Genomic DNA, 12,550 nt, shown 5'->3' on the forward strand with positions numbered 1-12,550 from the left:
AGCACGAAGTTTTTCCAGAAGTGGGAGTCCGTTTTTTTGTCGAAATTTTTGACGGTTTTCGCTAGGTGCGAACCCGAGTCAGAATCTCACTGAGTAGATTCATGTCGACGGGTTTGCTAAGATAGCCGTCAAAGCCATTTGCCAGACAGCGACTTTGTCCTTCCACGCTGGCTTGGGCGGTCAGGGCCACGATAGGCCGTCGATAGCCGCGCTCTCGAAGTTGTGATGTCGCTTTATAGCCGTCCATGACGGGCATTTTGATATCCATCAGGATGACGTCATAGGGATGGGCTAGGGCTTTGGTGACGGCCTCTTGTCCATTTTCGGCGGTTTCTACGACAGCGTCTTGTCTTTTCAGGTAGCGGGTCATCAAGGCGCGCAGATCTTCAGAATCATCCACCACCAGAACATGACGGTCTTTAAGAAGGCCGTTGTCTTTGGCAAGCTTTATGCGCCCTTGTGTCTGCATTTTTGTCTGCGCCGGGGATATCAGTTTCAGATCCTGAATCTTTCCCAGTTTCAATGAGAATTCAAAAGTGCTTCCCTGGCCGGGCGCGGATCGCAACAGGCGCAATTCTCCGCCCATCATCCGGGCAAGACGCTCTGACAACGCCAGCCCCAATCCGGAGCCTTGCAGGCGTTGGACATCCGCGCTTTCGCCGCGCACGAAGGGTTGGAACAGATTTTTCTGCGTGGCCTCATCCATTCCCATGCCCGTGTCAGACACGGTGATGGTCAGGGTTCCTTCCATATCAATATTGGTAGAAAAAGCCACATGCACGGTGATGGTGCCCTCACGGGTGAACTTCACCGCGTTGGAAAGCAAGTTGATCAGGACCTGGCGAAAGCGCACGGAATCCGAAAGGATGGTTTCCGGAATCTGAGTATCATAGGCAATTTGCAGATGATACTTCTCCTCCTCTAGAGCAGAGCGAATAACTGAAATGGAATCTTCCAGTTCGTGCATGGGATTCATGGGTGCTTTTTGGATGTACAGACGGTTGGTTTCAATTTTTGACAGATCCAGAAGATCATTCACCAAAGAGGCCATAAAATTGCCCTGCCGGTAAATAGACTGGGCATCACGCCGACCTTGTTCATTCAGGCTTGGGTTGCGAAGCAGGGTTTCGGCAAAGCCCACAATAGCGGCCAGGGGGGTGCGAATTTCATGACTGGCATTGGCCAGCAAGATGGATTTGGCATTGTTAGCGGCTTCGTGTAAGTCACGTTCGCGGCGCAGATTTTCTTCATTGCGTTTGGTTGTGATATCCCAGGCAATTCCCGTGGCCCGGTAAGGATGGGCTTCAGAACTGCGATAAAATTTTCCGCGCAGGGCAATGTGCCGATTCTGATTTTTCGCATCCTTGATCACAGCTTCTGAATCCAGATCCGTGGTTGTGCGCAGGGACTCTTGCAAAATGTTTTTTAGCTGAGCCGCCCCTTCCGGGAAAAGGGCCAGGTTTCCCTCGCAGTGAATGGCGTCGTTGGGAATGTCCCAGTCCCAACTTAAGGCATCCGAAGAGGACATCGACATGCGCAGGTGTTCTTCATTTTTTTGCAGTTTGGAATCCAACGTCAGCAGCTGGATCAGGGCCCTGTGCAGGTTTTTTCCAATAATGACCATCAAAAAGCAATAGACCGTAATCAAACCTCCGACGGGTATATGATAGGGAACATCCGAGAACAAGTAGCTCAGCCCCCACAATCCCATCGCGGGAACCACCACGCAGGCCATGGCAATGCGTGAAGAAACATACGTGATCATCGCACCGGCAGACATGGAACACACAAGAAGGGCCGTGAGGATCTGCTGGGCGGTGTCGCCATAAGGGGCCAGCCAGCCGATCGTGCCCCAGCAAAGTCCGGAAATTCCCAGCAGCACATACATGGCATAAAGCCAAAAGCGGGTCTGGTAAATGTGTGTCAGCGAACTTTTGATTCTATTCCAGCGGTGCAAAAAGCCCAGGCGGATGAAGGCCGTTGAAAGCAGAATCACAGCCCAGGAGACAAGATAAGCGTGTGTGACATTGTCCCAAGCGATGTAGACATAAACCGAGGCGTTGGCGATGATCGCGGCAATGCCTGTGACATTCTGCTGATAAATCAGATCAATTTTACGGATGGCAAGATCCAAAGATTCCTGATTCGTTTTGTTTGATGAAGAAGTCTTAAGATCCGCTGTTGCCATTGGCAGCGATACTACAGTTCGAGTCCTACGAATTCAAATTGCATCCAATCCATGTTCGAAGAGCCTGTGGATGCGCCCCCATTTTTCACAAAGTGGTGCTTGGATGGAGAGCGTTTCTCCGCTCCAGGGATGCTGAAGTTCGATAGCCGTGGCTTTAAGACACAAGCCCTGGATTTGAAGGGTGTCCCGGAAGAAGCGATTGTGGTGGGAATCGCCATGTTCAATGTCACCTAAAAGGGGATGAGCGATGCGGTCAAAATGGCGACGAATTTGGTGCCAGCGTCCCGTGATCGGATGCACCTGCACCAGTGAATAGCGTGAGGTCGGATACTTTTTGCCAACGGCAAAGGGCAGTTCAATCTGGGCCAGGGTTTTGTACTGTGTTTGTGCTTCAACAGTAAGACGTCCTTCATCGGCTTCCAAAGGCAGATCGATCAGGCCTTCGCTTGGAACATAACCTCGAACAACCGCCTGATAGGTTTTATGCATCTGGCGTTCTGCAAAAAGATGATTGAGCTTGCGTGCCTTATCGCGGGACATCGCAAAAAGCAAAACACCACTGGTCGGCGCATCCAAACGGTGCACGGGAATGACATCTTTCTTCATCACCCGACGCAGGTGATAAAGGCAGATCTTTTCTTTAGGCACAGGATAGGGCGACAGCTCCGGAGGGTGCACAAAAAATCCGGCGGGTTTGTCGATCGCAAAAAAATGTTCATCCTGATAAAGCAGGCGGAAGGGGAGTTCCATAAGCGCGTAGATTAGGCGTTTTGCACTGTGAAAGCGAGAAAAATGTGGCCTAAAACGGACACCTTTGTTTCAATAGGACCATGAAAATAATGGGTCACCGCGGGGCACGGGATCGTGCGCCGGAAAACACAATGCGCTCTTTTGAATTTGCTTTGCAGTCCGGGGTTCAGGCCGTCGAATTTGATGTTCATGAAACCTTGGACGGGGCGTGGGTGGTCCATCATGATGACACCTTAAATCGCACCACCACCTCTGAAGGCAAAGTGGGTGGTAAAACCTGGGAGGAATTATCCCGGGTGCGCACCAAAGAAGGTGACCCTTTACCGCGACTGGAAGAGGTCTTGAAGTTATTTGCCTCCAGTGTCGTTGAGCTGCAAATTGAGCTGAAGTCTGCCGGGGACTTTGCCAAGCTCGGAGATCTTTTAAGTCAGTTCGGAAAAGTTGAAAATATCACTGTGATATCTTTTAACCATCGCTGGCTTTTGGATTTCAAAAATAAAAACTCGCAGATCCGGACCGCAGGTTTGTTGTTTGGACTGCCGACCAACCCGGTGGAGCTTGCAAAATCAGCCCGGGCAGACGGTCTGTCTTTAAGTGTAAACTGGATTGATTCGCAGCTTGTCAAAGAATGCCATGCAGCGGGACTGACGGTGACAGCTTGGAACGCAAATGACGCCGAAGTCTTTGGTAAGATGAAGGAAATAGGTGTGGACTATCTGGGGACAGATGTTCCATTTACGGCGGTTCACTGGAATTAGAGCTTCCTTCTAATTAGAACATGTGCTCTAGTTGCAGTCATAAAAATGGAGTTTTTTATGACGAAGAAGAAAGTCGCCAAGACCAAGTCACCACGCACGCAAGCTATTCACGGCGAATTCCTGTCCAAATCCTGGGAGTTTTCTCACCATCTCATTCCGCCGATGACCGCTTCTACGACATTTCGTCTGGAATCCCTGCAAAGGGGAGCTGAGGGCTTTAGCACTTTCGGGGCACCCTCTGGCAAGGAAAAGCCCATCTGGATCTATGACCGCCTGGAAGAGCCCACAACGAAAATGCTGGAAGACCAATTGGCGCTATTGGAAAAAGGCGAATGTGCCGTGACCTTTGGCAGCGGGATGGGGGCCATTGCCTCTACGCTGATGTCACTGCTAAGCAACGGTCAAAAAGTTGTCGCTCATAAAACTTTATACGGATGTACTTACAGTCTTCTGACGAACTGGCTGCCACGCTTTGGAATTCGTCACACCCTGATGGATGTGAACGACTTCAAAGATCTGGAAGCCGAATTGGCCGATCCAAGCACCCGTGTGGTGTATTTTGAAACTGTTTCCAATCCGATTCTGGAAATTGCCGATCTTGAAAAGATCACGGCCCTGGTCAGAACCGCCAACAAAAAGCGTTCGAAGGAAGAACGCATCTACACCGTGGTGGACAACACCTTTGCAACACCATGGGCCCTTCGCCCGATCGAATGGGGCGTGGATTTTGTCATTCAAAGTCTGACCAAGAATATTTCAGGTTTCGGTACGGAAATGGGGGGCGCGGTGATTGCTCCAAGGTCCCATGAAAGTCTGTTGCGTGTGGCACGCAAGGATTTCGGCGCGATCATTCATCCGTACTCGGCGTGGCATATTCTGGTTTACGGAATTTCCACCCAAGCCATTCGCTTTGAACAGCAGCAGGCCTCGGCGTTGGCGGTGGCAAAATTCCTGGAAAGCCATGCGAAAGTGGAAAGCGTCACTTATCCGGGGCTTAAAAGCCACGGGCAGCACAAGCTGGCAAAAAAATATTTGAAATCTCCGGAAGGCAAGTTTGCTCCGGGTACGATGATTTCCTTCAAACTTAAAGGCGACATGAAAAAGTGTCAGAAATTTGTCGATGATATTGCGGCAAACTCTTACGCCATCACTTTGGCGGTCAGCCTGGGGCTGACAAAAACCCTGATCGAGGTTCCCGGCTTTATGACCCATTCGGCGATACCCGATGACAAGCGTGATCACAGTGGCATTGATCCGCGTGCAATCCGTCTGAGTATCGGTCTTGAAAACGTGATGGACATTATCGGGGATTTGTCAGAGGCGCTAAAGAAGATCTGAAGCCGGCGCGCTTTGAATTTTCTACCGTCCATTTTTTTGACAGCAAACTATCCGTAGGGGGCTGACGGATCTTGCGGTATTCTTCCCGAAGTCATTTCCTTGGGAGGAACCATCTTGTGAGATCCGGCAAAATCATGCTGACATTGCTGTGCTTCTTGCTGGCGGCATGCTCTTCGCAGAACGAGTCCTTGCCGCCGATCTCCTCCCAGGCCATTGTGGGCGGGGAAGAAGTTTTGGCCAATGATGCGCTCATCAGTTCCACGGTTTCTTTGGTGGCCAATGTCTCTGGGGCCCCTGTGTCCGTCTGTTCAGGCGTTTTGATTTCACACAATCTGGTTATAACGGCGGCTCATTGTCTGGTGAATTTTGATCAGTTGCCTTTGGTCGTGTACTTTGGTGCGAAACTGCCAACGACGATGGAAGATCCCGGCATGGTCGCGGTGGCCCAAGCGATCTTCCACAAACAATACACTCGTGTCAAAGATGGTTGGGGTCGCTATGTCACAACCCTGAATGATATCGGTCTGATTAAATTGGCCGAAGAAATACCTGCCGGAGCCCAACCCGTGGCAATTCTGGATCAGGGAATTGAGCTTCCGGCGCCGACAGAAATTTTGTTGGCGGGATATGGCATTATCAATGAAATTGGCGAAGTTCAGCAGGCAGAGGGTTTAAACAAAGCCCGTGTGACTTTGGTGAACGTGGAAGATTCAATTCTGGTTGCAGATCACCGTGACGGACAAGGGGCATGCCGTGGGGATTCTGGCGGTCCCGCCTTTTTGGAAACGCCTCAAGGACTTGTTTTGGTGGCTGTGACCCGCGGCGCCCACGGTGGGGCCCTGAACTGCCGCAGTTTTGGTGAATACACTAGCGCCTCTTATCACAAGCAAATGATACTGGAGCAGGCCCGGTTGATGCAGGCCGAAGCTCCGCAGTTTGTGGCCGTTCCTGCCGCCAACTAAAGATTCGTCTGCAACGACAATGTCACCAGTCGTTCCATGCCCGGGTAGAGATAGATATGTCCGTACTGTGTAGGGGATTCCTTCCAGTACCTTTGATCCATCACATTTTCCACGGCCAGACGAAGTTGGGTGGCCTTTTCAACGGCCCCCCAGCGATAGGTGCTTCCCACATCCCAGCGGGTCCAGGCCTGCAACATAAGTGAGTTGTCCGCTGTCACCGCGCGGTCACTTTCATAAGACGCTCGTGCATCCAAACTTAAACCCGGCACGGAAGAAAGATAATAGACCCCGCGAAGGCGCAAGGTGAGTTCAGGAAGATTCACCGGGCGTTTGTCGTTGATGGCAGGATTCAACACACTGTCTTTGCGAGAAGCCTTCAGCCACATTCCCGACATTTCAAGTTCAGTCTGCTGCCACTTTTTTTGCAACTCCAGTTCAAGCCCCTGATGCAGGGCCTTGCCGTCAATTTGGAAAGCCGGGCGCTGATCCTCCACCACCGGACGATCAATATAGAATGCTGCCAGTCCCCAGTGGAAGGTGTCGGCGTTGTGGCGCAGACCCCATTCATACTGTTTGCTGATCACATCGGGTACAAACTGTCCCGGATTATTATAACCGCTGCGGTTCGGGGTGACATAGGTTTCCACACCTTCACCATAGCTGACATAGGTGAGAAGCTCTGCAGAGATTTGATAGGACAAGGCCGCCCACGGCAGAACAAAGCCCTCACGGAAATTAGTGGCGCGTGAGCCGTCAGTGCGGATACTGCTGCGTTGGACGTCGATCATGCGCGCCCCCAGCCATCCTTTCCAAGCCCCGAAAGAAGCCGCATCGTAAACGAAGAATTCGGAAACGGAGGATTCGCGGTTGGTGTTTTCGTCATTCAAAGTGCCATCGCCGGGCAATTGCACGCTGCCATCAACATTGCCAGTGCCGACAAAGTTATAGGCCTGTCGTTCATAGTCCTCTTGCATTTTGGTGCCGACATAACCGACGTTCAGATGGTGGGAAACATCGCCTGTCTGCGCCTGCAATTGCAAGGCGGTCTTAACGGCCTGAGTGTTACGGCGTTCGTTATCACTGCGGAAGTCATACATGTCAAAGGTGCCGTCTGAACAATAGCGATCGTAATTATTCTCTGCAGAACAGCCGTAAGGATATGCCAGATGGTCGTCGGTGGTCAGATTTTGGATACCCGCAATGGTTGTCCACGTCAGCTGGCTATGTAGCTTTTGAGTCCAGCGCAAGGTCGCAGTCAAAGCCTCAAACATCACCGGTTCCGACCAGGATTGATTGTTCATGTTCAGGCGGGGATTTGTGATCGATGGCAACGTATCACCCAAAAGACTGAAGGCGGCCTGTGTGGGCTGGGATCGGCGTGACCACTCGATGTCGGATTCCAAAAGAGAGTGGGCCGAGGCCCGCCAGTCATTGGCAAGACTGAGAACCGATCTGTGGCCTGCGGAGTTTTCAATCGGAGGGCGCAAACTTTCGTGCGCCACATTCAGGCGATACCCAAATTGTTCCGCTTTGGAAACTCGGCCGCCCGTATCAGCCCCCACCAGCCAGTTTCCCTCCTGACTGATTTCGGTATTAAGTCTTAAGAATGTTTTTTCTGTGGGGCGTTTGACCACGAAGTTGACCATGCCTCCCGGCGACGCTGATCCGGCCTGAATGCCACTTAGTCCTTTCAACACCTCGAGACGTTCCTTGTTGTCCAGCGGAATGGAGGTCTGAGCATTGATGGGCAGGCCTTCGCGCAGGAAATTATATCGGTTGTCCAAAGTAAAACCACGAATGGAAAGAAAGTCCCAGTATCCCGAAGCATTGTAACTGTCGGTGACAGAAGCATCCATCAAGGTGACATCCGAAAGGCGACGAACACCTTGATCCTTCAGAGCTTGGGCAGAAATCAATCGGGTGGACAGGGGAAGTTCGGAAGCCGGCACATCAAAGGAACCGGCCTCCAGCGAGACTTGTCCTGTCTGGTCTTTCACGGTCACAGTGTCAATTTCATCAGCCCCCGAGTTGATGGGATACAAGAGAGCCACTAATAGTAAAAACGATTTTTTCATATCCATTCCCTTGGGCAGGGAAGGCGAGGACAAGACGGTGTGTCCTGTTATCAGCTTCCCTGCGCGAGCATTATCTCTATCAGGTTCAAAGGGTTAATCTCAGCCGGGACTTTTCGTCCCAACACCCCTAGCGTTTCGGGAGCGTTATGGGCCATGGTCCGATTGGAGTCAAATCTTTTCTGATTTCAGAGGTTTTGGTAAAACTTGGCGTTATTTTTTGAGAAATTCAGTCCTTTGCAGGAACTCATGCTAAGCTTGATGTATGACGCCGAATCAAGAGTTGCTGTTTTCGTTTTTAAAGATCCCCCCGCAAGGGGAAGAACTTTCCTGGAGGGATCTGACCTCTGAAGAAAAAGCGGCCTTTTATGTGGACCTGACTTTTTTGGAATCAGCCATCAGGTTTATGCAGGATGAACAGTGGCTCTTGGCCAAGCAGACGAATTTCTCCGAACAATATCAGAACTTTCTTCAAAACATCTTTTCTTCAAATCTTCTTTCGCTTCAATATCTTCAGGAACCTCTGATCCGACTGAATGCTCAACAACTTAAGACGCTGGTAAAACGCGCTGAAAAGCAGGAAAAACTCTTTATCTTGCACATTCAGCAGATGCCCATGGACCAGCAACGACGCTTTATGCGGAAGGCTTTGCAATTGATGGTGCAGGTGTTTCAGCATGAACACGTTTTGGTTCAGGGGGGTAACACTCGAGCTCGTTCACTTGCGTTTTCCCTGTACCGCACCTTTGATGGGCTGGATCAGATTTTCGGTTTGGACTATTCTGCCGACATCGGCATGAAGACAGATTTGAAAATCAATGAAAGATTGTATGAGGGTGCAGGGCTTGGCGTGCAATCCTCCTATTCGACACTGCTGACAGCGTTACGGGAAATCAATCCCAGTGAGGGGTGCCGCTTCATTGATCTGGGGTCAGGATACGGACGGGTGGGACTGGTGATTGGATTCCTGCGCCCGGATATTGATTTTATCGGCTATGAATACGTCAAACACCGCGTGGACATTTCCAACGTTTCAACGGTCAGGTTTGGGTTGGAAAAAAATGTCCACTTTTACACGCAGGATCTGGCGGAAAAAAACTTTAAAATTCCCGAGGCCGAGGTCTATTACCTTTATGATCCCTTCAGCAAAGAGACTTATCTGCATGTCTTAAATCAATTGGTGGAAGTGTCCCGGCATCGCCGTATTGTGGTGGTCACCAAAGGCAACGCCCGCTTATGGCTGCAAGAGGTTGCAACCCAAGAGGGCTGGCCCGAGGGGCGAGAGTTTGATCAGGGGAACCTGGCCATCTTCGCCAGTCAGTAGCTATTTAACGAACTTGACTTGAAATTTTTGTCCCTTGATGCGACCTTCACGCAGCTTTTGTAAAGCCGTGTCGGCGATCTTGCTGGAAACTGCCACATAGGAAATGCGATCCTGAATTTCAATCTTGCCCACATCCGTACCGGCCAGTCCCGCGTCACCGGTCAAAGCCCCCAGAACATCCCCCGGACGAAGTTTGTCCTTGCGACCACCAGAAATGGAAATGGTCTTCATCGGAGCTTCCCGCAGATTTTTATTCAGACCATATTGATTCTTGAATCCCAATGACGGACGCTGAAACTTCACCCCGGTCAAATCACTGAAGGCGGTCAGTTTCAAAGTGTCCTTGGGATGCGCCAGGGTGACGGCGATCCCGGTTTTACCAGCGCGTCCTGTACGCCCAATGCGGTGAACATAGGTTTCAGGGCTCAGTGGCAGATCAAAGTTAATCACCAGCTCCAGATGGTCGATATCCAAGCCGCGAGCGGCCACATCGGTGGCCACCAGGATACGATGGGATTTGTTGCGGAACAAAGCCATCACGCGGTCGCGTTCCCGCTGTTCCATATCCCCGTGCAATGCCCCGGCAGGCACGCCCTGACTGGTAAGAAGTTCGGCGATGCTATCCACGGCAAGCTTGGTGTTGCAGAAGATGATGGTCGAATCTGAGGGATGCTGTTGCAGGACGCGCATCAGGGTGTTGGTTTTATCATCGTCCTCACTGTCATAGACGATTTGTTCAATGGCGTTGGTGTCGTCTTCTTCTTCGATGATCACCTGTGTGGCATGGCGCTGGTATTTACGGCTCAGATGCTCAATGGATTCCGGGAAAGTGGCAGAGAAAAACACAGTCTGACGTGAGCCCGGCAGGTCGCGCATGACGGTTTTGATTTCATCTGCAAAACCCATATCCAGCATTTTGTCAGCTTCATCCAGAACCACAGTTTTGACGCCGGAAAGGTCCACTCGACTGCGAGCCACAAAGTCCGCCACGCGACCCGGGGTCCCTACGGCAATCTGCACGCCGTTTTCCAGGGACTGCACCTGTTCGCGACCGGACTGCCCCCCAGTCAAAGAAAGAACCTTCAGGCCTGGCAGACGGCGGCCCAGTTTGCGAATCTCTCCCACGACCTGGGTTGCCAGTTCCCGGGTCGGGCACAGGATCAGGGCTTGCAAATAAGCTTCTTCAATTTTTATTTTGTTTAAGATCGGCAGGGCGAAGGCGGCGGTCTTGCCGCTGCCGGTTTTGGCCTGACCGATCATGTCCTTACCTGCCAGCAACAAAGGCATGCTTTGTTGCTGAATGGGTGTCATCGCTTCAAAACCCAGTTCCTGAAGAACTGTCAGCAGTTCTGAAGAAAGCGGCAGGGATGAAAAGTGATTTTCTGACACAGGAACCTCGATGAAAAATTGAAGTTATTCCTTAGCAGAAATTGCAATGAGGGGCCAATAAAATGAGTCGGTAAGAAATAGATTCCCGAAAGGGGGCTTTTATGGCATCACTGGCGTCACTATGGTGCAAATCGGTCAGATCAATAAGCTCAAAGTCATTAAACGCGCAGAATTCGGAGTCTTCCTTGACGGAGACAGCGACGGCGAAATTCTTTTGCCTCGTCGATACATGCCGGAAAAATGTGAGCTGGGTGATGAGCTGGAAGTTTTCATCTGCTACGATTCTGAAGACCGTCTGATGGCAACGACTGAAATGCCTTTTGCCATGGTCGGTACGTTTGCCAACTTACGTGTCAAATCCATGGAGCGTGTGGGCGCTTTCCTGGATTGGGGGCTTCCGAAAGATCTGCTTCTGCCTTTCAGCGAGCAGACACGGGACTTGAAAGTCGGGCAGTATGCCGTCGTGTACCTGTATCTGGATAAGAGCGATCGTATTTCCGCCTCCATGCGTTTGGAGCGATTCATAGACAAAGAGCCCGGTACTTATGAGCCCGGTCAGGCCGTGGACCTGTTTATCGCAGCAAAAAGTGATCTGGGATATAAAGCGATTATTAACAACCGCCATTGGGGGCTGTTGTTTGGGAACGAAGTTTTCCAACGTTTGGATTATGGCCAGAAACTGCAAGGGTATATCAAAAATGTGCGCGACGATGGAAAGATCGATCTGACCTTGCAGCAGCAAACCGGGTACAAGGCCGCCGCAGGGATCGCAGAAAAGATTCTGCAGGTTCTGAAAGAGCGCGGCGGTTTCCTGCCGATCAATGATAAGACCGATGCTGAAGTGATCTATGATCTCTTCGGTGTCAGCAAAAAGAAGTACAAAATGGCCTTGGGCGGGCTTTACAAACAGCGCCTGGTGACCATTTCAGATGATGGTTTGCGCCTGGTGGGGCCATCCTAGACCTGTCGGGGGAGTCCACCCCAGATTCCCTGAAGTTTGGTCATTTTGTGGGTTTTGTTATATAAGTATTTGATTTTATGAATATTTATTGGATTTTTGGGGCTTCAGCCGGAAATCTCGGTCTGAAGGGAATTTCTCCAAAATCTGCTCATTTGCACAAAACCCATTTTAATTGTTTCACTTTTGCCCGGAAGTTCGCTAGAAAATCTAACTAGAAGAATTTAGTCTCTGGAGAGTTTTCGGGCATAGGGCCCAGGACCTCTTAAGAGCTTCCCAAAAGCAAATCTTAGGAGGTTTATATGGGTAAAAAAATCTACGTTGGAAATCTTTCTTATTCTTTGGATGATCAGTCTTTGGCTGATACTTTCGCTGAATTCGGTAACGTTGAATCTGCACGCATCGTGATCGATCGTGAAACTGGTCGTTCTAAAGGTTTCGCATTCGTTGAGATGTCTACTGATGACGAAGCAGCAACTGCAATCGCTAAATTGAACGGCGTTGAGTTGATGGGTCGTGCGATGAACGTATCTGAAGCTAAACCAATGGCTCCTCGTGAGAACCGTGGTGGCTTCGGTGGCGGTCGTGGCGGCGGCGGCGGTGGCCGTGGTGGCTTCGGCGGCGGTCGCGGTGGTAACCGCGGTTAATTTGAGATTTTCATCTTAAATTCCAAAAGGGCAGGTTGATAAAACCTGCCCTTTTTTTATTTCCAAATATCTTCCGCCCCCGTGAAACTCTCAACCCTTTGAAATGTTCTGATCCATTGCTCCTGTTGAGTGGCAACTTCGTTCTTATTCGTCCGCGTTTAGGT

At 50.7% G+C, this 12,550-nt stretch carries 10 protein-coding genes and 1 riboswitch; of the genes, 6 read left to right on the top strand and 4 right to left on the bottom strand.

Features of this window, described 5'->3' with window-relative positions; all coding sequences use genetic code 11:
* Positions 1–61: 61 nt before the first annotated feature.
* Together ACZ50P_RS06200 and ACZ50P_RS06205 are read right to left on the bottom strand one after the other, a co-directional pair.
* Entirely contained in the window at positions 62–2,188 is a 2,127-nt protein-coding gene (locus tag ACZ50P_RS06200) for a response regulator (protein ID WP_464134343.1), read from the bottom strand.
* Between the two features lie 33 nt (positions 2,189–2,221).
* Complete coding sequence (locus tag ACZ50P_RS06205) at positions 2,222–2,938, bottom strand: pseudouridine synthase (RefSeq protein ID WP_464134346.1); 717 nt, start codon at positions 2,936–2,938, stop codon at positions 2,222–2,224.
* 80 nt (positions 2,939–3,018) lie between these two features.
* Here ACZ50P_RS06205 and ACZ50P_RS06210 point away from each other — a divergent pair, with 80 nt between their 5' ends.
* The 3 genes from ACZ50P_RS06210 to ACZ50P_RS06220 all read left to right on the top strand — a co-directional run bounded on the left by ACZ50P_RS06210 (position 3,019) and on the right by ACZ50P_RS06220 (position 5,996).
* On the top strand, positions 3,019–3,696 hold the full coding sequence (locus tag ACZ50P_RS06210) for a glycerophosphodiester phosphodiesterase (RefSeq protein ID WP_464134349.1): 678 nt from the start codon (positions 3,019–3,021) through the stop codon (positions 3,694–3,696).
* Between the two features lie 57 nt (positions 3,697–3,753).
* Positions 3,754–5,034, top strand: a complete 1,281-nt coding sequence (locus ACZ50P_RS06215) for a trans-sulfuration enzyme family protein (RefSeq protein WP_464134350.1) — start codon at positions 3,754–3,756, stop codon at positions 5,032–5,034.
* A gap of 116 nt (positions 5,035–5,150) precedes the next feature.
* On the top strand, positions 5,151–5,996 hold the full coding sequence (locus ACZ50P_RS06220) for a S1 family peptidase (protein WP_464134353.1): 846 nt from the start codon (positions 5,151–5,153) through the stop codon (positions 5,994–5,996).
* On the opposite strand, the gene ACZ50P_RS06225 is transcribed toward ACZ50P_RS06220, so the two are convergent.
* A complete protein-coding gene (locus ACZ50P_RS06225; protein WP_464134355.1) occupies positions 5,993–8,071 on the bottom strand; it encodes a TonB-dependent siderophore receptor in 2,079 nt (692 codons plus the stop codon). The genes ACZ50P_RS06220 and ACZ50P_RS06225 overlap by 4 nt on opposite strands.
* A gap of 39 nt (positions 8,072–8,110) precedes the next feature.
* A riboswitch (TPP riboswitch) is annotated at positions 8,111–8,210 on the bottom strand.
* 123 nt (positions 8,211–8,333) lie between these two features.
* On the opposite strand from ACZ50P_RS06225, the gene ACZ50P_RS06230 reads away from it, so the two are divergent.
* Entirely contained in the window at positions 8,334–9,392 is a 1,059-nt protein-coding gene (locus tag ACZ50P_RS06230) for a class I SAM-dependent methyltransferase (protein ID WP_464134357.1), read from the top strand.
* On the opposite strand, the gene dbpA is transcribed toward ACZ50P_RS06230, so the two are convergent.
* Positions 9,393–10,781 carry an ATP-dependent RNA helicase DbpA gene (dbpA, locus tag ACZ50P_RS06235; RefSeq protein WP_464134360.1) on the bottom strand — a complete coding sequence of 463 codons (1,389 nt, stop codon included), beginning with the start codon at positions 10,779–10,781 and terminating at the stop codon, positions 9,393–9,395.
* 121 nt (positions 10,782–10,902) lie between these two features.
* On the opposite strand from dbpA, the gene ACZ50P_RS06240 reads away from it, so the two are divergent.
* Both ACZ50P_RS06240 and ACZ50P_RS06245 read left to right on the top strand, forming a co-directional pair.
* Complete coding sequence (locus ACZ50P_RS06240; RefSeq protein ID WP_464134361.1) at positions 10,903–11,742, top strand: CvfB family protein; 840 nt, start codon at positions 10,903–10,905, stop codon at positions 11,740–11,742.
* Between the two features lie 299 nt (positions 11,743–12,041).
* A complete protein-coding gene (locus ACZ50P_RS06245; RefSeq protein ID WP_262552546.1) occupies positions 12,042–12,386 on the top strand; it encodes an RNA recognition motif domain-containing protein in 345 nt (114 codons plus the stop codon).
* Positions 12,387–12,550: the final 164 nt, after the last annotated feature.

The organism is Bdellovibrio sp. CKG001 (genome assembly GCF_055397465.1).